The sequence below is a fragment of the Pseudomonas veronii genome (genome assembly GCF_002028325.1).
In the GTDB taxonomy this organism is placed as follows: domain Bacteria; phylum Pseudomonadota; class Gammaproteobacteria; order Pseudomonadales; family Pseudomonadaceae; genus Aquipseudomonas; species Aquipseudomonas veronii.
The window spans coordinates 5289992-5309993 of the sequence record NZ_CP018420.1 but is presented as its reverse complement, the minus strand read 5'-3'; the positions used below and the strand labels follow the sequence as shown (position 1 = coordinate 5309993).

At 60.5% G+C, this 20002-nt stretch carries 19 protein-coding genes; 13 read left to right on the top strand and 6 right to left on the bottom strand.

Going from position 1 to position 20002, the window contains the following annotated elements:
* The first annotated feature begins 121 nt into the window (after positions 1–121).
* Positions 122–1507: an MFS transporter gene (locus PverR02_RS24195; RefSeq protein ID WP_057005513.1), complete on the top strand. Its 1386-nt coding sequence runs from the start codon at positions 122–124 to the stop codon at positions 1505–1507.
* Between the two features lie 58 nt (positions 1508–1565).
* On the opposite strand, the gene PverR02_RS24190 is transcribed toward PverR02_RS24195, so the two are convergent.
* From PverR02_RS24190 to flgA, 4 genes are all read right to left on the bottom strand, one after another.
* On the bottom strand, positions 1566–2315 hold the full coding sequence (locus PverR02_RS24190; protein WP_017849177.1) for a flagellar brake protein: 750 nt from the start codon (positions 2313–2315) through the stop codon (positions 1566–1568).
* 96 nt (positions 2316–2411) lie between these two features.
* On the bottom strand, positions 2412–2882 hold the full coding sequence (locus tag PverR02_RS24185; RefSeq protein ID WP_046382339.1) for a flagella synthesis protein FlgN: 471 nt from the start codon (positions 2880–2882) through the stop codon (positions 2412–2414).
* 48 nt (positions 2883–2930) lie between these two features.
* Positions 2931–3254, bottom strand: a complete 324-nt coding sequence (gene flgM / locus PverR02_RS24180) for a flagellar biosynthesis anti-sigma factor FlgM (RefSeq protein WP_017849175.1) — start codon at positions 3252–3254, stop codon at positions 2931–2933.
* A gap of 141 nt (positions 3255–3395) precedes the next feature.
* A complete protein-coding gene (flgA, locus tag PverR02_RS24175) occupies positions 3396–4160 on the bottom strand; it encodes a flagellar basal body P-ring formation chaperone FlgA (protein ID WP_032804943.1) in 765 nt (254 codons plus the stop codon).
* Positions 4161–4241: 81 nt separating this feature from the next.
* Here flgA and PverR02_RS24170 point away from each other — a divergent pair, with 81 nt between their 5' ends.
* The 7 genes from PverR02_RS24170 to PverR02_RS32420 all read left to right on the top strand — a co-directional run bounded on the left by PverR02_RS24170 (position 4242) and on the right by PverR02_RS32420 (position 10587).
* Complete coding sequence (locus tag PverR02_RS24170) at positions 4242–5174, top strand: chemotaxis protein CheV (protein WP_026140310.1); 933 nt, start codon at positions 4242–4244, stop codon at positions 5172–5174.
* A gap of 42 nt (positions 5175–5216) precedes the next feature.
* Entirely contained in the window at positions 5217–6044 is an 828-nt protein-coding gene (cheR, locus tag PverR02_RS24165; RefSeq protein WP_026140309.1) for a protein-glutamate O-methyltransferase CheR, read from the top strand.
* A 303-nt stretch (positions 6045–6347) separates the two neighbouring features.
* Positions 6348–6755: a flagellar basal body rod protein FlgB gene (flgB, locus tag PverR02_RS24160; RefSeq protein ID WP_046382340.1), complete on the top strand. Its 408-nt coding sequence runs from the start codon at positions 6348–6350 to the stop codon at positions 6753–6755.
* Positions 6756–6758: 3 nt separating this feature from the next.
* A complete protein-coding gene (flgC, locus tag PverR02_RS24155; protein ID WP_046382341.1) occupies positions 6759–7202 on the top strand; it encodes a flagellar basal body rod protein FlgC in 444 nt (147 codons plus the stop codon).
* Positions 7203–7218: 16 nt separating this feature from the next.
* Positions 7219–7944 (top strand): flagellar hook assembly protein FlgD, encoded by a 726-nt coding sequence (gene flgD, locus PverR02_RS24150; protein ID WP_057005511.1) that lies wholly within the window; start codon positions 7219–7221, stop codon positions 7942–7944.
* A gap of 31 nt (positions 7945–7975) precedes the next feature.
* Positions 7976–9292, top strand: coding sequence for a flagellar hook protein FlgE (gene flgE, locus PverR02_RS24145; RefSeq protein ID WP_079444543.1), 1317 nt, complete (start codon positions 7976–7978; stop codon positions 9290–9292).
* Positions 9293–9480: 188 nt separating this feature from the next.
* Positions 9481–10587, top strand: coding sequence for a hypothetical protein (locus PverR02_RS32420; RefSeq protein WP_193791660.1), 1107 nt, complete (start codon positions 9481–9483; stop codon positions 10585–10587).
* Between the two features lie 103 nt (positions 10588–10690).
* On the opposite strand, the gene PverR02_RS24130 is transcribed toward PverR02_RS32420, so the two are convergent.
* Positions 10691–13585 (bottom strand): ribonucleoside-diphosphate reductase subunit alpha, encoded by a 2895-nt coding sequence (locus PverR02_RS24130; protein ID WP_046382345.1) that lies wholly within the window; start codon positions 13583–13585, stop codon positions 10691–10693.
* A gap of 785 nt (positions 13586–14370) precedes the next feature.
* Between PverR02_RS24130 and PverR02_RS24125 the strand changes: the two genes are divergently transcribed.
* Together PverR02_RS24125 and PverR02_RS24120 are read left to right on the top strand one after the other, a co-directional pair.
* Positions 14371–15096, top strand: a complete 726-nt coding sequence (locus PverR02_RS24125) for a response regulator (protein ID WP_046382346.1) — start codon at positions 14371–14373, stop codon at positions 15094–15096.
* On the top strand, positions 15093–16703 hold the full coding sequence (locus PverR02_RS24120; protein ID WP_046489255.1) for an ATP-binding protein: 1611 nt from the start codon (positions 15093–15095) through the stop codon (positions 16701–16703). Before PverR02_RS24125 ends, PverR02_RS24120 begins: the two co-directional genes overlap by 4 nt.
* A 90-nt stretch (positions 16704–16793) precedes the next feature.
* On the opposite strand, the gene PverR02_RS24115 is transcribed toward PverR02_RS24120, so the two are convergent.
* Positions 16794–17510 carry a 4'-phosphopantetheinyl transferase family protein gene (locus PverR02_RS24115; protein WP_079444540.1) on the bottom strand — a complete coding sequence of 239 codons (717 nt, stop codon included), beginning with the start codon at positions 17508–17510 and terminating at the stop codon, positions 16794–16796.
* 132 nt (positions 17511–17642) lie between these two features.
* Here PverR02_RS24115 and PverR02_RS24110 point away from each other — a divergent pair, with 132 nt between their 5' ends.
* Genes PverR02_RS24110 through PverR02_RS24100 form a run of 3 tightly spaced genes read left to right on the top strand, consistent with a single transcriptional unit; the run spans position 17643 to position 19990 of the window.
* Positions 17643–17951 (top strand): hypothetical protein, encoded by a 309-nt coding sequence (locus PverR02_RS24110; RefSeq protein ID WP_046382349.1) that lies wholly within the window; start codon positions 17643–17645, stop codon positions 17949–17951.
* Positions 17952–17969: 18 nt separating this feature from the next.
* A complete protein-coding gene (locus PverR02_RS24105) occupies positions 17970–18647 on the top strand; it encodes a response regulator (protein WP_046382350.1) in 678 nt (225 codons plus the stop codon).
* Positions 18644–19990, top strand: a complete 1347-nt coding sequence (locus PverR02_RS24100; RefSeq protein WP_046382351.1) for an ATP-binding protein — start codon at positions 18644–18646, stop codon at positions 19988–19990. The genes PverR02_RS24105 and PverR02_RS24100 overlap by 4 nt, the downstream gene beginning before the upstream one ends.
* Positions 19991–20002 lie beyond the last annotated feature (12 nt).

The following is a 20002-nucleotide window of genomic DNA, read 5'->3' as shown; positions in this document are numbered from 1 at the left end:
TCCATCGTTTTCACACAAAATATTCCCCGGAAACAGCGCCTGGTGCCTGTCCGGACCCGACCCCCGGGACTATCATGCCGGTAGCCCTGACCCTCACTGCAAGGAGCCGCTCGGAACGCCGATGCGCCAGATCTGGAAATCTTTTCGAGCCCTTTATTTCGCCTCCTTGATGATGCTGATCGGCTCCGGCCTGCTCAGTACGTACCTGGCCTTGCGCCTGGCGGCCGACAACGTCGACAGCCTGTGGGTCGGCGCGCTGATGGCGGCCAACTATTCCGGCCTGGTACTGGGCGGCAAGATCGGCCACCGCCTGATCGCCCGGGTCGGGCATATCCGCGCGTATGCCACCTGTGCCGGGATCGTCGGCGCGGCGGTGTTGGGCCATGGCCTGATCGACTGGCTGCCGGCCTGGATCGTGCTGCGGGTCATCGTGGGCCTGGGGATGATGTGCCAGTACATGGTCATCGAAAGCTGGCTTAACGAGCAGGCGGATGCCAAGCAGCGTGGCGTAGTGTTCAGCGGCTATATGATTGCGTCCTACCTTGGCCTGGTGCTGGGGCAGTTGATCCTGGTGATGCATCCCCAGCTCGGCCCCGAGTTGCTGATGCTGGTCGCGCTGTGCTTTGCCCTGTGCCTGGTGCCGGTGGCGATGACCCGACGCATTCACCCGGCGCCCCTGCGTCCGGCGCCGATGGAGCCACGCTTCTTTATCCAGCGGGTGCCGCAGTCGTTGAGCACGGTGCTGGGGGCGGGGTTGATCGTCGGTTCGTTCTACGGTTTGGCGCCGCTCTATGCGTCCCAGCAGGGGCTGAGTACCGAGCAGGTCGGTCTCTTCATGGGTAGCTGCATTTTTGCCGGGTTGGTGGTGCAGTGGCCGTTGGGCTGGCTGTCGGACCGTTACGATCGCGCACTGTTGATTCGCTGCTTCGCCCTGTGCCTGGCGGTGGCGGCATTGCCGTTGGCGATCCTGAGCAAGGTGCCGCTGGAAGTGCTGTTCGTGGCCGGGTTCCTGTGTTCGCTGGTGCAGTTCTGCCTGTACCCGCTGGCCGTGGCGTTTTCCAACGACCACGTCGAAGGCGATCGTCGGGTATCGCTGACGGCCATGCTGCTGGTGACCTATGGCGTGGGCGCCAGTATCGGGCCGTTGCTGGCCGGTGTGGTGATGAAGCTGTTTGGCAGCCAGATGCTGTACGCGTTTTTCAGCCTGTGCGCGCTGATCCTGGTGTGGCGTATCCGGCCTAAAGCGGTGACCAACCTGCATCAGGTCGACGATGCACCGCTGCAGCACGTGGCAATGCCTGACAGCATGTCCAGCTCGCCGCTGGTGGCGGCCCTCGATCCGCGGGTCGATGAGCAGATGGTGCAGGAGCAGATGCAGACGGCGGTTGTCGAGCCCGAGCCTGAAACCGACGCGGAATCATCGGCGGATGAGCCGCTCTTCGAAGGGCCGCCGGAACCACCGGGCCCGGATGAGCATCCCCACGGCCTGAGCAGGGCGCGCCCCTGAATGCAAAAACGGGCAGATCCCCAAAGGGTCTGCCCGTTTTTTATCGCGATCTGAATGCTTAAAAATCGTCGTCTTTGTCGAAGCGTCGTGCTTCGCGTTGCAACTGGTACACAAAACGCTCGACCTGGCGCTGCACCAGGCCGCTCATGTTGTGGAAGCGCACGCCGGCGAAGGTGGTATTGATCTTCTCTTCGAAGTGCAGGTAACGCAGTTCGACCGAGGTGGTCATGCTGCCAAAGGGCAGTGCGGCGATAAAACGGTCGTAGACCTGGCCCAACTGCAGGCGCTCGGAAATATCGCCTTCAAAGCGCAATTTGCAGCCGGTGGCGGAGATATCCAGCAGCTTGCCGCTGACCGGCGCCTTGAGTTTCTCGCCGCCCAACTCGATATTCACCAATTGCGCGAGTTTCAGCGCGGCGCGGAACGCATTGCGGCGCTGATGGTAGACCACTTCGTCCGGCATGTTGCCGCTGTAGATACGGTGGCCGCCTTTTTCGCTGATGCTCAGGGTGCCGTTGCTTTCCCAGGCAACGCGCACGCCGTCGTGAAAGCCTTCGATGCGGAAGGGTTCGCCATTCTCAAGGTAGCGTTCGCCATCGCGGGGGATCATTTCGTCCAGGGCCAGGGTCTTGCTGTCCCGGTCGACGTCGACCAGGTAGCTTTGAAAGCGCTGGCTGCGTTCATGGAAGGTGATGATCAGCGGGTCATGGCTTTCTTGCAGCATGCGCAAGGTGCCAGCGATTTCCAGAGGCGTGGTGAACACCTTGGGTGGCTGCGGAGCTTCTTCCGCATTAAGGGCGTTGAACACGGTTCTTCCATCTCCAGACAATATACGACTACACGCAAGAACCATCATTTTGCCAGTATGTCGCACGCCTTGGATAGGGCGCACGTTAAACCGACGTCAGGCTTGGCTGCGGGTGCTTGGCTTGACCATGCGCGAGGTAGAGCCTTGGGCGTTATACAGGGCCGGAGGTTCGCCGCCATGGAGTATGCGCAACTGATTGGCGGTCGTGGCTTGCTGAAGCTGGATCGACTGACCGTTGAGCAGGTTGGCTTCCTGACACTGGGTGAGTAATTGATTGAGTTCTTTGCTCTGGGCCAGCAACCGATCGCCGACCGAGGAATGACTGGCCAACTGTGCGAGGCCGTCTTGATCTGCCGGTAGGCCGAGGCTGACGAGAATCTGGCTACGCTTCTTGCCGTGCTGTTCCAGCAGGACAATCAGCGACTGCTTGCGCGCCAGGATTTCTTCCAGCAGCGGCATATCCCGGCCATACAGGGCCAGGGATTCTTCTTTGAGCAGCTCGAGCAATTGTTGCGTCGGCGCCAGATCATCAATGATCAGTTGAAGCAGATTTTCGTCGTGGTGCATGGCTGGCCTTGGGTTTTAAGCGTCCAAAAGCCTGGCGCAGGCCTTTGCCTAGCGCTCGGCTTCGAAGTTAAGCAGCTTGCTGGCTACACGGTTGCTGTCGACTTTATAGCTGCCATCGGCGATTGCCTGTTTCAATTCGGCCACACGGGCTTGATTGACGACGGGTTGATCGCGCAGCGAGTCAGTGACCTTCTGCAACTGTTGAGCCTCATTGCTCAGGTGTACGGATTCCCCGCTTTGGCTGGCGCCGGCCTGTTCCGCTTTGGCGGGCAGAGGCTGGGCTTTGGCGTCTACGCTGTCCTTGGTGCCGCTGGTGCGCGTAGTGCCTGGCAAAGCCGGGGCGTTATTCAAACGGCTGAAATCGATGACCATGATAAAAAACCTCTGGGTATTTGGACGCTTGCCATGGTTTCGGCCATACCCGGACAAACTTTAGGCGCGATTGACAATAAACCTGCATGCACGAACGTCAGGCGTACAGTGTAGGAAAAGCTGGCGTCCTATTCCAGTGATCTATAAAGCCACCTCGACTTGGCCCGGCGCGGTGACCCGTGCCTTGATGACGCGGTTGGAATTGAGGTTCTTGACCCGGATCTGTTCGCTCATGCCGCCGTTGGACAGCGCTTCGCCCGGCATCTTCACATTCAGCCCGCCGCTGCTGGCGGAAATGATGACCTGGTCGCCCTTGCGAATGACTTCTGCCTGTTCAAGATGGACCAGGGTGATGACCTGGTCGGCGACCATTGGTCGGGTCAATCGTTGCCCGACAGCCTGGTCCACTGACGTCAGGTAACCCTGATTGATCAGGCTGATGTCCCGCTCGCGCAAGATGACATCCTCATAGCCGATGATTCCGCTGCGTTTGAGCGGCCGCGACACCACGACGACATCGCGGAACAGTTTGACCTGGGCGGGCACGAACACGGTCCAGGGCGAGGTCCCTTCACAGCGCACCTTGACCGTCACGCGACCAATGGGTTGGGCCGGGCTTTCCAGGCTGGCTGTCAATTCCTTGTCGCACATCGGCATGCGCAGGCGCGGATCCAATTGGTTGACCTGGATTTCATAGCGTCCTGGCGTCTGGGTGGTTGCCAGATAATCTTCTACAGTGAATTCAAGAAAGCCTTGGGTGACGCCGATAAGTAGATCAGGCAAGGTGACGTCGGCGGCGCGGGCAGTGATGCCTGCGCCCACGGCAAACAACGCCATCCAGGCGCAGAGCAATCTGCGATACCGTGAGTGGCGAGTGCGTCGGGAAACTGTCGTTTTCATATCCATAGCCAATAAAAAGCAAAGCTCGTGCCGTTTAGTGTTGGGTGCGCGTCGTACCCCCAAAGGTTTTAGCGTAGGAGTCTGGGCATGGCAGGTGTAATGGATTCAGTAAACCAGCGCACACAGCTGGTAGGGCAGAATCGCCTGGAGTTGTTGCTTTTTCGCCTGGACGGCAAGCAGCTCTATGGCATCAACGTGTTCAAAGTGCGGGAAGTGCTGCAGTGTCCCAAGCTGACGATCATGCCCAAGTCGAGCCCGGTGGTGTGTGGCGTAGCCAACATCCGTGGCGCGACCATCCCGATTCTCGACCTGGCATTGGCCACGAGTTCGGCCGGCCTGCAAGACCGCGAAAACCCGTTTGTGATCATTACCGAATACAACACCAAGACCCAGGGTTTCCTGGTGCGCTCGGTGGAACGTATCGTCAACATGAACTGGGAAGAGATCCATCCGCCGCCCAAGGGCACCGGTCGCGATCACTACCTCACGGCGGTGACGCGAGTAGACAACCAGTTGGTCGAAATCATCGACGTGGAGAAAATCCTCGCCGAAGTCGCACCGACTTCCGAAGCGATTTCGGTTGGCGTCGTCGATGCCGAAACGGCGCACAAGGCGGTTTCGCTGCGGGTGCTGACGGTGGACGACTCCTCGGTGGCGCGTAAACAGGTGACCCGTTGCCTGCAAACCATCGGCGTTGAGGTGGTGGCGCTCAACGATGGCCGCCAGGCGCTGGATTACCTGCGCAAACTGGTGGATGAAGGCAAGAAGCCGGAAGAAGAATTCTTGATGATGATTTCCGACATCGAGATGCCGGAAATGGACGGCTATACCCTCACGGCTGAAATACGCAACGATCCACGCATGCAAAAATTGCATATCATCCTGCATACTTCGTTGTCGGGCGTATTCAATCAGGCGATGGTCAAGAAGGTCGGTGCTGACGACTTCCTGGCTAAGTTCCGCCCTGATGACCTGGCATCCCGGGTAGTCGACCGGATCAAGGCAGCAGATCACGGCTAGGGGAATTTCCCTGGCGGTCACACGATTTAAGAGGCGGTATCATTGTCTACGGGTAATTTGGATTTCGAACAGTTCCGGGTCTTCCTGGAAAAAGCCTGTGGCATATTGCTCGGTGAAAACAAGCAGTATCTGGTATCCAGCCGTCTCAACAAACTGATGGAACAGCAGGGCATCAAGTCCCTCGGTGAGTTGGTCCAGCGGATTCAGAGCCAGCCGCGCAGCGGGCTCAAGGAAATGGTGGTCGATGCCATGACCACCAACGAAACCCTATGGTTTCGCGACACCTACCCCTTTGAGGTACTCAAGAGCAAAGTGTTGCCGGAGGCGATCAAGGCCAGCCCGGGTCAGCGTTTGCGGATCTGGTCGGCAGCCTGTTCCTCGGGGCAGGAACCGTACTCGATTTCGATGGCGATCGACGAGTTCGAGCGGACGAACATGGGCCAGTTGAAGGCCGGCGCGCAAATTGTCGCCACCGATCTGTCGGGCACCATGCTCACCAACTGCAAGACCGGCGAGTACGACAGCCTGGCCCTGGGCCGCGGTTTGTCCCCGGAACGCCTGCAGCGTTACTTCGACCCGAAAGGGGCGGGGCGCTGGGCGGTCAAGGCGCCGATCAAGAACCGGGTGGAGTTTCGCTCGTTCAACCTGCTCGACAGCTACGCCAGCCTGGGCAAGTTCGACATGGTGTTCTGCCGTAACGTGCTGATCTACTTCTCGGCCGAAGTGAAGAAAGACATCTTGCTACGCATCCACGGCACGCTCAAGCGCGGGGGGTATCTGTTCCTCGGTGCATCCGAGGCGCTGAACGGCCTGCCGGATCATTTCCAGATGGTGCAGTGCAGTCCTGGGATCATTTACCAGGCCAAGTAAGTCGCACGCAGTCAAAGTGTGGGAGGGGGCTTGCCCCCGATAGCGGTGTGTCAGTCTCAGTATCTATGACTGAACCACCGCTATCGGGGGCAAGCCCCCTCCCACATTTGTTTTGCGGCAAGGTAAAAGCGGCAACTCCCGATTGCCGCTTTACTGGCGCCACGCGGAAACCGCTTGCCGCTTTTCTGGCATTGCCGCCGGCAATCTCTGCGTAACCCCTTGATATATGGGCTTTAGTCAGATTGGCATGCACCTTGCTATAACCCTGTTAACGAACAGCAGGTCAGCCTAAAGGTTTCCGCCATGAGCATCAGCTTCGATAAAGCGCTCGGTATCCACGAACAAGCCCTCGGCTTTCGCGCCCAGCGTGCCGAAGTCCTGGCCAACAACATTACCAACGCCGACACCCCGAACTACAAGGCTCGGGACCTGGACTTCTCCGCCGTGCTCGCCGCACAGCAGGACAAGACCAAGAACGGCACCTTCGCCTTGAACATGACCAACAGCCGTCATATCGAAGCGCAAGGCCTGAGCAGTGGCGACGAATCGCTGCTGTATCGCACGCCGATGCAGCCGTCGATAGACCAGAACACCGTCGACGCGCAGTTGGAGCAATCGGCCTACGCCGAGAACTCGGTGAACTTCCAGGCCAGCTTCACCCTGCTCAACAGCAAATTCAAAGGGCTGATGTCAGCCCTGCGTGGAGAGTAAGCCATGTCCTTAGCCAGTGTTTTCAATATTGCCGGTAGTGGCATGAGCGCGCAGACCACGCGCCTGAACACCGTCGCCAGTAACATCGCCAACGCCGAGACGGTGTCTTCGAGCATCGACCAGACCTACCGCGCCCGTCACCCGGTGTTCGCCACCATGTTTCAGGGCGGCCAGAGCAGCGGCGGCGATTCGCTGTTCCAGAATCAGGACGCTGCCGGGCAAGGCGTGCAGGTACTCGGCGTGGTTGAAGACCAGAGCAATCTGGAAGCGCGCTATGAGCCTAATCACCCTGCGGCGAACGAAAAAGGCTACGTGTACTACCCGAACGTCAACGTGGTCGAGGAAATGGCTGACATGATCTCTGCCAGTCGCTCGTTCCAGACCAACGCGGAAATGATGAACACCGCCAAAACCATGATGCAGAAGGTCCTGACCCTGGGTCAGTGATAAGGGGCGCCAAACAATGGCCATTGTTGATACGACGAACAACTCGGCAGTCCAGGACCTGTTCAACAGCAAGGTCAAGACTGCGACGGACAACAGCAGCCTCAGCACCGCCACCAAGACGGCGACGGGCAACCAGTCGCTGGGCAAGGATGCGTTCCTGCAACTGTTGGTGACCCAACTGAAGAACCAGAACCCGCTGTCGCCTCAGGACAACGGTGCGTTCGTGGCTCAGTTGGCGCAGTTCAGTAGCCTGGAAGGCATCAACACCCTGAACGACTCGGTAAACAGCATTTCCAGCAACTTCAGCTCGTCGCAAGCATTGCAGGCTTCGTCGCTGGTCGGTCGCTCGATCATTACCCAGACCGACAAGGCGCTGGTGGACACCAGCAAGAGCATGACCGGCTCGGTCGCAGTGACGGCGGCAACGGGCAACGTCTCGGTCAAGATCACCGACAAAGACGGCGTTGTGGTGCGTACCCTCGATATGGGCGCACAGAGCGCGGGCAGTTCCGACTTCATCTGGGATGGCAAGAACGCCGACGGTGAGGTCGCCCCGGCAGGGACTTACACCTTTACGGCCACCACCAAGAATGACGCGGGCGACGCAGTGGCACTGGCGACTTCGCTGCCGGCGACGGTCACCAGCGTGACCCTGAGCAAGACCGGCGGCGAAATGCTGCTCAACCTTGCAGGCGGCATGGGCAGCGTCAAGCTGTCGCAAATTCAGACTATCGGTACATAGAGCCGGCTAGATACGGCAGAGGGAGAGAAACATGTCTTTTAACATCGGCCTGAGCGGCCTCTATGCGGCCAACAAACAACTGGACGTGACCGGCAACAACATCGCCAACGTCGCGACCACTGGCTTCAAATCGTCCCGTGCGGAATTCGCGGACATCTACGCGGCGTCCAAGCTGGGCACCGGCCAGAACAGCATCGGTAACGGTGTGAACCTGGCGGCCGTGTCCCAGCAATTCACCCAGGGCGACGTCAACAACAGTGGCGGCATCCTGGACATGGCGATCCAGGGCGGTGGCTTCTTCGTACAGAAGGGTAGCGACGGTTCGCTGGAATACACCCGTAGCGGTGCTTTCCGTGCGGACAAAGACGGCTACATCACCAACAACACCGGTACTTCGCGCCTGCAAGGCTACGCGGCGGATGACAACGGCAAGATCGTCAAGGGTGGCTTGGTCGACCTGCAACTCAACTTGTCGAACCTGCCGCCAAAAGCCTCCAGCACCGTCGATTCCAGCAGTAACCTGAACTCCTCGGAGCCGGTGATCGACCAGGTGGCCAAGCCATTCAACCCAACCGACACCAAGACCTTCACCACCCAGTACAGCACCACCTTGTACGACACCCAAGGCAACGCTCACCCGATGGTGCAGTACCTGGTGAAGACGGACTCCAACCAATGGAAGTCCTACACCTTGATCGACGGGCGTAACCCTGACGGTACCCCGATCAGTGGCGCAGGCGCGGTGGCACCTGTCGCGTCGACCCTGACGTTCGACACGGCCGGTAAGCTCGCTGGCGTGGTCACCCCGCCCAGCGCAGTCTCCAACACCACCCTGACCATTTCCAACTGGAAACCGGGCACCGTGACCAACGGTGTATGGACTGCTAACGGCGCCGCGGCCAACACCGGCGGTATTGCGGTCAACATGGCGAATATCACCCAGTACAATTCGGCCAGCTATCGTAACCCGCCGGTCACCGATGGCTATGCCACCGGCCAGATCACCGGGCTGAAAATCGACGGCAGCGGTGTACTGTTCGCCACCTTCAGCAACCAGCAGAGCAAGGCCATTGGCCAGATCTCCCTGGCCAGCTTCAACAACGAACAAGGCCTGCAACCGGCAGGCGGCACGGCCTGGAGAGAGACCTTTGCCTCGGGCCAACCGGGATACGACACCCCTCAAGCCGGCACCCTCGGTTCGATCGTGGCCAACTCCCTGGAGAACTCCAACGTCAACCTGACCAACGAGCTGGTAGACCTGATCAAGGCCCAGAGCAACTACCAGGCGAACGCCAAGACCATCTCCACCCAGAGCACCATCATGCAGACCATCATCCAGATGACCTGATGCGCTAACGCTGCACAAGAAGCCCCTCGATCGAGGGGCTTTTTTTTGCGTTTTATTTGGCATCAGGACCTTTTCCCATCCCCGATGCGGTTACGAGATGACATGCCTTTGTTGGAACGCGCCACACCTGTCTTTCCACCTATCTAGCCGAGAGGCGTTGGGTTGTTTCATTACCTGGGAGAGGCGGTATGTGGAATTCATCGATATCCGGCCAAAGGGCTGGGGGGGTGCGTTACGAGGATGGGGGGGGAGGGCAGTACCTGAAGGGGGTCAACCAGTCTGATGGCACCAAGGACGACAAGGGGGCCGTCAAGGACAGTATCACGAAGCTGATCAAGGAGCTTGAAGATGCCGAAAAAACCTCCAAGAACCAGACGGCCCAGGAGCTGCGGGACAAGCTGAATGAAAAGCGAAAGGAGCTCGGCGAAGAGAAGTTCAAGGAGATCCTCGAAGAGGTGAAGAAAGACGCGCCTGAGGGCTTTCAGGCGTTCATGAAGAGAGCCTTCCCGGAGGAATTTCCGGATGGCCCGGATGCGCCGCCGTCACCAGCACCGTCTCCATCCCCCTCCCCGGACGGCGGTGGGGGCGGGGGTGGCGGGGGGGGCGGCGGAGGCGGTGGAGGCGGTGGCGGTGGCGGCGGTGGTTTCGGCCCCAGCGAGTCCATGAGCGACAAGCCGATTACCGAAGGCGCGAAGCATTTCGACTACAAGCCCGATGACAGCGAGCCGGGGAAAAAACCGGAGAATATCTGGAGCGGTTTCAGACAGGGGCCGGACGGCAATTGCGTGACGGTTTCAGCGATTAAAGCCGCCATGATGCAATTTGGCGAGAAGCCCACCGACGTCTTCAAAGAGGTCAAGGAGACGGGTAATGGCTACTCTGTGACCATGCGCGATGGTGTCAAGGTTGACCTGACCAAGGATGAAGTGCGGCTGGCTGCCACCCATGCACGTTTCCAGGGCGATGACCCGAAAATGATGACCAACGCCAATTTCATGTTTGCCGTCAGCGCAAAACGGGCGCAATTGGAAAACAACGACGGCACTGCCGGACGCAGCTTTCTGGATGGCATACGTACCCTCAATGATGGCGAGTACAGCCGGGAAGGCTTGGACCGTCTGGGCTTGCGCAAAAATTACCGGCAGGCCACAGATGCCGACTTGCGAAGCGGCAAGGTGGGGACGGTGGAGTATGGCGGTCATTCGATGGCGGTGATCGGTGGCCGGATTGAACTATGGGGCAAGCGGGGTGGGGTGCCCCGGTCGGGGATTGCGACCATATTGTTCGACGACTGACGAGCCTTTGCCCAGGCAAAAGAAAACCCCGATAAACCCAACTGCAGCAAGGGGTTATCGGGGTTTTCCAATCCCGGGCCATCAAGCCCGGAACGTGCTCAGCTTATTGGCAGGCTTCGCAATCCGGCTCGTCGATCGCGCAGGCTTTCGGCACGGGGGCCGGGCCGGCCGGTGCGGCGAGCACCGAGTCATCACCGTGGTTGCCGCTGGAAACCGCATTCAGCTTGCCGGTGTTGATGGTCGACTTCTCGGTGCTGGTCGCGGCCAGGGCACGGAGGTAGTAAGTGGTTTTCAGGCCACGGTACCAAGCCATGCGGTAGGTCACGTCGAGCTTCTTGCCCGAAGCGCCGGCGATGTACAGGTTCAGCGACTGCGCCTGGTCGATCCACTTCTGGCGACGGCTGGCGGCGTCAACGATCCATTTGGTGTCCACTTCGAAGGCAGTCGCGTAGAGCTCTTTGAGTTCTTGCGGGATGCGCTCGATCTGCTGCACCGAACCGTCGTAGTACTTCAGGTCGTTGATCATGACCGAGTCCCACAGGCCGCGGGCTTTCAGGTCGCGAACCAGGTACGGGTTGATCACGGTGAATTCGCCCGACAGGTTCGATTTCACATACAGGTTCTGGTAGGTCGGTTCGATCGACTGCGACACGCCAGTGATGTTGGCGATGGTCGCGGTCGGTGCGATGGCCATGATGTTGGAGTTACGGATACCTTTCTGCACACGGGCACGTACCGGTGCCCAGTCCAGGGATTCGTTCAGGTCAACGTCGATGTACTTCTGGCCACGTTGCGCAATCAGGATCTGTTGCGAATCCAGCGGCAGGATGCCTTTGGACCACAGCGAGCCCTGGAACGTCTCGTAGGCGCCGCGCTCGTCGGCCAGGTCGCAGGAAGCCTGGATCGCGTAGTAGCTGACCGCTTCCATGGACTTGTCGGCGAACTCGACCGCTGCGTCCGAACCGTAAGGAATGTGCTGCAGGTACAAAGCGTCCTGGAAGCCCATGATGCCCAGGCCAACCGGACGGTGCTTGAAGTTGGAGTTCTGCGCCTGTGGCACCGAGTAGTAGTTGATGTCGATCACGTTATCGAGCATGCGAACAGCGGTGTTGACAGTGCGCTCCAGCTTGGCGGTGTCCAACTTGCCGTTGACGATGTGGTTCGGCAGGTTGATCGAGCCCAGGTTGCAAACAGCGATCTCGTCCTTGTTGGTGTTCAAGGTGATCTCGGTGCACAGGTTCGAGCTGTGGACCACGCCTACGTGCTGCTGCGGGCTGCGCAGGTTGCACGGGTCTTTGAAGGTCAGCCATGGGTGGCCGGTTTCAAACAGCATGGACAGCATTTTACGCCACAGGTCTTTGGCCTGGATGGTCTTGAACAGCTTGACCTTGCCTGGGTACTCGGTGAGGGCTTCGTAGTACTCGTAGCGCTCTTCGAAGGCTTTGCCGGTCAGGTCGTGCAGGTCCGGCACTTCGGATGGCGAGAACAGGGTCCACTTGCCGTCGTCGAAGACACGCTTCATGAACAGGTCAGGAATCCAGTTGGCGGTGTTCATGTCGTGGGTGCGACGACGGTCATCGCCGGTGTTCTTGCGCAGCTCGATGAACTCTTCAATGTCCATGTGCCAGGTTTCCAGGTAGGCACATACAGCGCCTTTGCGCTTGCCACCCTGGTTGACCGCTACGGCGGTGTCGTTGACGACTTTCAGGAACGGTACGACGCCCTGGGACTTGCCGTTGGTGCCCTTGATGTACGAACCCAGTGCGCGCACCGGGGTCCAGTCGTTGCCCAGGCCGCCGGCGAATTTGGACAACATGGCGTTGTCGTGGATCGCGTGGTAGATGCCCGACAGGTCGTCCGGCACGGTGGTCAGGTAGCAGCTCGACAGCTGTGGACGCAGGGTACCGGCGTTGAACAGGGTCGGCGTGGACGACATGTAGTCGAAGGACGACAACAGGTTGTAGAACTCGATGGCGCGGTCTTCTTTGTGCTTCTCTTCAATCGCCAGGCCCATGGCCACGCGCATGAAGAACACTTGCGGCAGTTCGAAGCGGATACCGTCCTTGTGGATGAAGTAACGGTCGTACAGGGTTTGCAGGCCCAGGTAGGTGAACTGCTGGTCGCGCTCGTGGTTGATCGCCTTGCCGAGTTTTTCCAGGTCGAAGGTGGCCAGGACCGGGTTCAGCAATTCGTATTCGATACCCTTGGCGATGTAGGCCGGCAGGGCCTTGGCGTACAGGTCGGCCATCTCGTGGTGGGTGGCGCTGTCGGCTACGCCGAGGAAGCCCAGGCCTTCGGCACGCAGGGTGTCCATCAGCAGGCGCGCGGTGACGAACGAGTAGTTCGGCTCGCGTTCAACCAGGGTACGGGCAGTCATCACCAGGGCGGTGTTGACGTCGGTCAGGGCCACGCCGTCGTACAGGTTTTTCAGGGTTTCGCGCTGGATCAGGTCGCCGTCGACTTCTTCCAGGCCTTCGCAGGCCTCGGTGATGATGGTGTTCAGGCGGCCCAGGTCCAGCGGCGCGAAGGTGCCGTCGGCCAGGGTGATGCGGATCGATGGGTGCGCGTGTACGGCGGCTTCGTCGGCCGGGGAGCGAACGGCACGTTCCTTGGCGCGCGAATCACGGTAGATCACGTAGTCGCGGGCGACTTTCTGCTCGCCGGCACGCATCAGGGCCAGTTCGACCTGGTCCTGGATTTCTTCGATGTGGATGGTGCCGCCCGAAGGCATGCGACGCTTGAAGGTCGCGGTGACTTGTTCGGTCAGGCGGGCAACGGTGTCGTGGATGCGCGACGAGGCGGCAGCGTTGCCGCCTTCAACTGCAAGAAACGCTTTGGTGATGGCGACGGTGATTTTGTCATCGGTGTAAGGAACGACAGTGCCGTTACGCTTGATCACGCGCAGTTGGCCGGGTGCAGTGGCGGACAGATCCATATTCGAATCAGCGGCCTGCGGCACGGAGCCCTGCGGGTTCTCGCGAGTTGTGTCGGTTTGCATGGGGGGTTGTCTCCACATTCTATATTTATTTGGGCACCATCACGGTGCCCACCGTTCCGTCCTGAAGCACTTACAGCAGGCCTTGGCCTGGCATAACAACTTCGGGACAGGAGGAAGGGGGGCTTATCGCGCCGCTTCCATGCCGAAGTCTTCGGTTTGGCGCTCAAAAGCGCCTCGCCGTATTCCTGGTGGGTGACAGTTGCCCGGTTCAAGCACTGCAACACCCGTACCGTTTTGCGCTGTTGGAGCGCTAAAACGGTTGCCATCCGCATGAGCGGTTTGGGCTTTCAAAAAATGCTGGAGTTGGACCAAACAGGAGCAAGAAAGGGCTTGAGTTTCTTGTCTGATTTGTGTTTGGTCTTTTAGTTCAAAACCCTACATGTAGGGTTTTTTTGGCGCCGAGGTACAAGATAATGCGTTTTTGGAGGCTTAGCAATCCAGGGGCTGTGGATAACGCTGTGAGTAAAATGTGTATGAAACGTAGAATGCCCGTGTAGGCCGCAGTACTGCGGGACCGCGCCGTTTGTCACTGAATATTCCAAGAAAAAAACGGCTCTTTGGATTTTTGAGGGCGCGAACCCTATCACAAAAAAACCTCATCACCGAATGCATTTCCTGGCTTGTGTTCGAGGGTTGGGGCATGGCTACAATCGATCATTGTTATGCCCTCACAACATTACAAATAAGGTGTGGCTGGCGAAGATCAACATGTGGGAGGGAGCAAGCCCCCTCCCACATTTGATCAAGCAGACCAACCAATCCCCTAATAACAACGAGGATTACCTGTGGAGCATGAAGCCTGGCAAATCCTGATCGTCGAGGATGACGAGCGATTGGCCGAGTTGACCCGTGATTACCTGGAGAGCAACGGCCTGCGCGTGTCGGTGGAAAGCGACGGCGCCCAGGCTGCGGCGCGGATCATCGCCGAACAGCCGGACCTGGTGATCCTCGACCTGATGCTGCCCGGCGAAGATGGCCTGAGCATCTGCCGCAAGGTGCGCGAGCGCTACGACGGGGTGATCCTCATGCTCACCGCGCGTACCGACGACATGGACCAGGTATTGGGCCTGGACATGGGCGCCGACGACTACGTGTGCAAACCCGTGCGCCCGCGCCTGCTGCTGGCGCGTATCCAGGCCCTGTTGCGCCGCAGCGAGCCGGCGGAACCGGCCGTCGCGCAAAACCAGCGCCGCCTGCAATTCGGCCCGCTGCTCGTGGATAACGCCCTGCGCGAAGCCTGGCTGCAGGGCGACGGCATCGAACTGACCAGCGCCGAGTTCGACCTGCTGTGGCTGCTGGTGGCGAATGCCGGGCGCATCCTGTCGCGCGAAGAAATCTTCATCGCCCTGCGCGGCATCGGCTACGACGGCCAGGACCGCTCGATCGACGTGCGTATCTCGCGCATCCGTCCGAAGATCGGCGACGATCCGATCCACCCGCGCCTGATCAAGACCGTGCGCAGCAAAGGCTATCTGTTCGTCCCCGAAGCCGCTGGCGACATACCGCTGTGAACTCGATCTTCCTGCGCATCTACGGCGGCATGTGCGCGGCGCTGATCCTGGTGGCGCTGCTGGGCGTGCTGGCGTTGCACCTGCTCAACGACGTGCGCAGCGGGCAGTACCGCGAGCGTCTGGCCCACGGCACCTTTGCCTTGATGGGCGACAACCTGCAACCCATGAGCGCGATCGAGCGCCAGCGTGCGCTGGCGGTGTGGGAGCGCCTGTTGGGCATTCCCCTGATGCTGCGCACGTACACCGATGCCCAACTGGACCTCGGCCAACGCACCCGCCTGCAGCATGGCCAGGTGCTGGTGCAACAGACCGGCCCCCATGCGGCGCGGGTCCTGCGTTTGGTCAGCGAGCAGGATCAGTTGGTGCTGGAAGGTGAAGTGCAACAGATCAGCGAGCAATTGGCGCGGGCGACGATCTACCTGTTGGCCGACGAGTTGGTGCGTTTTCCGGTGGCCGAGCAACCGCAACGCCTGGCGGATATAAAGGAAGCCAAAGGGTTTGGCTTCGAGATGCACCTGATGGCCCTCGATCAGGCCGATATGGACGACGACCAGCGCCGCCGCGTGTCGGAGGGCGATACGGTGATGGCGCTGGGCAAGGGCGGCGACTCGATTCGGGTGTTTGCCGGCATGGTCGGCACGCCCTGGGTGCTTGAAATCGGCCCGTTGTATCAAATGAACCCGTACCCGGCGCAATGGTTGATCCTGATCGCATTGATCGGCCTGACCCTGATTGGCCTGATCGTCTATCTGTTGGTGCGTCAGCTCGAGCGCCGGCTCAGAGGCCTGGAGGCCGCTGCCACGCGTATTGCCAAAGGCAACCTGGAAGTGCGCGTGCCCGCGCGCGGCGCCGACTCGGTGGGGCGCCTGGCCGCCGCCTTCAATGGCATGGCCGAGCACCTGCAGCAGTTGCTCGCGATCCAGCGCGAACTGGTGCGCGCGGTGTCCCACGAGTTGCGCACCCCGGTGGCGCGCCTGCGTTTCGGCCTGGAGATGATCGGCGAGGCCGCCACCCCGCAGGCCCGGCGCAAATACCTCGAAGGCATGGACAGCGATATTCAGGACCTCGACGGCCTGGTCGACGAAATGCTCACCTACGCGCGCCTGGAGCAGGGCGCGCCGGAGCTGAATTTCCAGCGGGTCGACCTCAATGCGTTGCTCGACCAGGTGATCGGCGAATTATCGCCACTGCGCCCGCAGGTCAGCGTGAGCCGTGGTATCTGCCTGTCATCGGTGCATTGGGACGATGCCTGGGTCGATGCCGAACCGCGCTACCTGCACCGCGCCCTGCAGAACCTGGTGAGCAACGCCATGCGCCATGCCCAGGGCCGGGTGCTGATCAGTTACCAGGTCGGCCAGGTGCGCTGCCGCATCGATGTGGAAGACGATGGTCCTGGCGTACCGGAAAGCGCCTGGGAACGCATCTTCACGCCGTTCCTGCGCCTGGACGACAGCCGCACCCGCGCCTCGGGCGGGCATGGCCTGGGCTTGTCGATTGTGCGGCGGATTATCCATTGGCATGGCGGGCGGGCATTGATCAGCAAGAGCAACAACCTGGGAGGGGCGTGCTTCAGCCTGAGTTGGCCACGGGACCAGGATAAATCCTGATACTGCTATCGGGAGCAAGCCGAACCCTCGCACCGCCCCTCTTGGAGTGCATTCCAGTGTGGGAGGGGGCTTGCCCCCGATGACGCTCGATCAGACGCCGATTGCTACAAGGCTCAACAACTGTTCCCCATCCACCGCAAATTGCCCAACCAACTCCTTGCCGTGGCACCACTCGCCGGACAACTCTGTCAGCAGCCGCAACCGCATCTGGCCGTGCTCGGACCATTCCACCACTTCGGCATGCTCAAAGTAGAAGCGCTTCTGCACGATCGGGTAGAGCGCCTTGAACAGGCTCTCCTTGGCCGAAAACGTTAGTGTCACCAGCTGCGCATGTTGCTCACGCGGCAACCCGGCCATGCGCTGCAACTCATCGGCGGTGAGAATTTCCCCCGCCAGGCGTTCCGCGCGCTCCAGGCTCAGGACATTTTCCAGGTCCATCCCCAGCCCGCGCCATTGCGCCTTGTGCCCGACGATTGCCGCCGCGTGCCCGCTGCTGTGGGTGATGGAGCCGCTGATGTGCGGCGGCCACACCGGCGCCCGGTCTTCGCCGATTGCCGGCACGCAGTCCAGGTTATCGAGTTGTTGCAAGGCGGCGCGGGCGCATAACCGTCCGGCGAGAAACTCCGCCTGGCGCTTGGCCACCGAACGCTGGATGCTCGCCGGCGGCGGCACCGCGCTGCGTTGGAAATCACCGGGGATCAACAGGGCCGGATCAAAGCGCGTACTGAGCAACACCGTGCCCGGCAAGGGATCGGGCAGTGGCCAATGGGCGTCGAGTGGGGTGCAGCAAGCGGGTAGGGGCGTCATGGGCGGTATTTTGCCGAGTTGGCGCGCCAGTGGATAGTCCGTAGCGGTTCAGGCCAGGTTCAGAGCCTGTTCAGGGGGAGTTCAGGGGCGCTTGCGTAGTGTGGGCCTACAGCCTACGTGGAGGTAAGTACCATGACTGCAATCAAGAAGCTGATGTTGGCGTTGACCATGTTCAGTGCCACCGCCGGGGCGCAGGCCAGCGATGGCGCCTTTGCGGCATTCGGTAGCGAGAGAACCAAGAAATCCAGCACGCTGATGCAGCGTGTGAGCTTCGAGGCGGTGCGCAGCCAGGCCGCGCCTTGGGGCCAGTCGCTGGGTTCGAGCAGCCCGCAGGCGACGTATCGTGCCGGCTATGAGCATCTTGGTGGCCAATACAATGGCATTAAACTGCGCCCGCAAGACCTGCAGGGCCGCTATGATATCCCTCTGTCGGACTGTTGATTTGCTTTGGAGAGCCTTATGAAATTGCTGGTCGTGGAAGATGAGGCTCTGTTGCGTCATCACCTGTATACCCGCCTGACCGACAGCGGGCACGTGGTCGAAGCCGTGGCCAACGCGGAGGAGGCCTTGTACCAGACTGGCCAATTCAACCATGACCTGGCGATCATCGACCTCGGCCTGCCCGGCATGGGCGGTCTTGATCTGATCCGCCAACTGCGCGCCCAGGACAAGACCTTCCCGATCCTGATCCTCACCGCTCGCGGCAACTGGCAGGACAAGGTCGAAGGCCTGGCCGCTGGCGCCGACGACTACGTGGTCAAGCCGTTCCAGTTCGAAGAACTGGAAGCGCGGATGAACGCGTTGCTGCGTCGTTCCAGCGGCTTTACCCAATCGACCATCGTCGCCGGCCCCTTGCTGCTGGACCTCAACCGCAAGCAGGCCTCGTTGGACGAGCAGCCCCTGGCGCTGACCGCCTACGAGTACCGGATTCTCGAGTACCTGATGCGTCACCATCAGCAGGTAGTGCCCAAGGACCGCTTGATGGAGCAGCTCTACCCCGATGACGACGAGCGCGACCCGAATGTCATCGAAGTGCTGGTCGGCCGCCTGCGCCGTAAACTGGAAGGCCCGGGCGGGTTCAAGCCGATCGACACCGTGCGCGGCCTGGGCTATCTGTTCAATGAGCGCTGTCGTTGATTCGCTCGTTACGTGTGCGCTTGATGCTGGCGGCCGCCACCCTGGCCGTGCTGTTTATGCTGGGTTTGTTGCCGGCCATGCAGGGCGCGTTCAGCCTGGCCTTGCAGGACTCGATCGAGCAGCGCCTGGCGTCGGACGTCACCACCTTGATTTCGGCGGCGCGGGTCGAAAACAACCGCCTGCAGATGCCGGCGCAGTTGCCGGACGAACGCTTCAACCTCACCGATAGCCGGTTGCTCGGTTATATCTACGACCGCGAAGGCCATCTGGTGTGGCGCTCGCGGGCAACCCAGGAAGAAAACATCAACTACAGGCCGCGCTATGACGGGCGCGGGAATGAGTTTGCGCGGATTCGCGAGGGCAATGGCCAGGAATTCTTCGTGTATGACGTCGAGGTCAAACTGCTCGGCGGCAAGAGTGCGGCGTTCAGCATCGTCGCGCTGCAACCGGTGCGCGAATACCAGTTGACCCTCGAAGGCCTGCGCGAAAACCTCTACCTGGGCTTCGGCGCGGCGTTGCTGGTGTTGCTGACGTTGCTCTGGCTGGGCCTGACCTGGGGCCTGCAAGCGTTGCGGCGCCTGAGCCAGGAGCTGGACCAGATCGAAGGCGGCACCCGCGAAAGCCTCAGCGAAGAACACCCGCGCGAACTGCTGCGCCTCACCGGGTCTCTCAACCGCTTGCTGCACAGTGAACGCGAGCAGCGTACCCGCTACCGCGACTCCCTCGACGACTTGGCCCACAGCCTGAAAACCCCGCTGGCGGTGTTGCAGGGCGTGAGCGAAGACATGGCCCAGCGCCCCGAAGACCGCGACCAGGCCTGGGTGCTGCAATCGCAGATCGAACGCATGAGCCAGCAGATCAGCTACCAGTTGCAGCGTGCCAGCCTGCGTAAAAGCGGCCTGGTACGCCATCAGGTACGCCTGCAGCCGGTACTGCAAAGCCTGTGCGACACGCTGGACAAGGTCTACCGCGACAAGCACGTCAAAGTGAGCTTCGTATTGCCGGACGCGTGCGATGTGCCCATCGAAAAAGGCGCCTTGCTGGAACTGCTCGGCAACCTGCTGGAAAACGCCTACCGCCTGTGCCTGAGCGAAGTGCGTATCAGCCTGGTGGAAAGCCTGGATGGCATCGAACTGTGCATCGAAGATGACGGCCCCGGTGTGCCGCCCGACCAGCGCGCGCGGATTCTGCAACGGGGCGAGCGGCTGGACCGTCAGCACCCGGGGCAGGGGATCGGCCTGGCGGTGGTCAAGGACATCATTGAAAGCTACGGCGCGCGCCTGACCCTGGGCGACTCGCCTTTGGGGGGCGCGGCGTTCAAGATCCACTTTCCGGCCGTTTGACCTTCCTTGAGT

Coding starts and splice junctions, on each gene's coding strand:
- PverR02_RS24195 (WP_057005513.1), top strand. CDS start 122: ATGCGCCAGATCTGGAAATCTTTTCGAGCCCTTTATTTCGCCTCCTTG.
- PverR02_RS24185 (WP_046382339.1), bottom strand. CDS start 2,882: ATGCACCACGACGAAAATCTGCTTCAACTGATCATTGATGATCTGGCG.
- flgM (WP_017849175.1), bottom strand. CDS start 3,254: ATGGTCATCGATTTCAGCCGTTTGAATAACGCCCCGGCTTTGCCAGGC.
- flgA (WP_032804943.1), bottom strand. CDS start 4,160: ATGGATATGAAAACGACAGTTTCCCGACGCACTCGCCACTCACGGTAT.
- PverR02_RS24170 (WP_026140310.1), top strand. CDS start 4,242: ATGGCAGGTGTAATGGATTCAGTAAACCAGCGCACACAGCTGGTAGGG.
- flgB (WP_046382340.1), top strand. CDS start 6,348: ATGAGCATCAGCTTCGATAAAGCGCTCGGTATCCACGAACAAGCCCTC.
- flgC (WP_046382341.1), top strand. CDS start 6,759: ATGTCCTTAGCCAGTGTTTTCAATATTGCCGGTAGTGGCATGAGCGCG.
- flgD (WP_057005511.1), top strand. CDS start 7,219: ATGGCCATTGTTGATACGACGAACAACTCGGCAGTCCAGGACCTGTTC.
- flgE (WP_079444543.1), top strand. CDS start 7,976: ATGTCTTTTAACATCGGCCTGAGCGGCCTCTATGCGGCCAACAAACAA.
- PverR02_RS32420 (WP_193791660.1), top strand. CDS start 9,481: ATGTGGAATTCATCGATATCCGGCCAAAGGGCTGGGGGGGTGCGTTAC.
- PverR02_RS24130 (WP_046382345.1), bottom strand. CDS start 13,585: ATGCAAACCGACACAACTCGCGAGAACCCGCAGGGCTCCGTGCCGCAG.
- PverR02_RS24115 (WP_079444540.1), bottom strand. CDS start 17,510: ATGACGCCCCTACCCGCTTGCTGCACCCCACTCGACGCCCATTGGCCA.
- PverR02_RS24110 (WP_046382349.1), top strand. CDS start 17,643: ATGACTGCAATCAAGAAGCTGATGTTGGCGTTGACCATGTTCAGTGCC.
- PverR02_RS24105 (WP_046382350.1), top strand. CDS start 17,970: ATGAAATTGCTGGTCGTGGAAGATGAGGCTCTGTTGCGTCATCACCTG.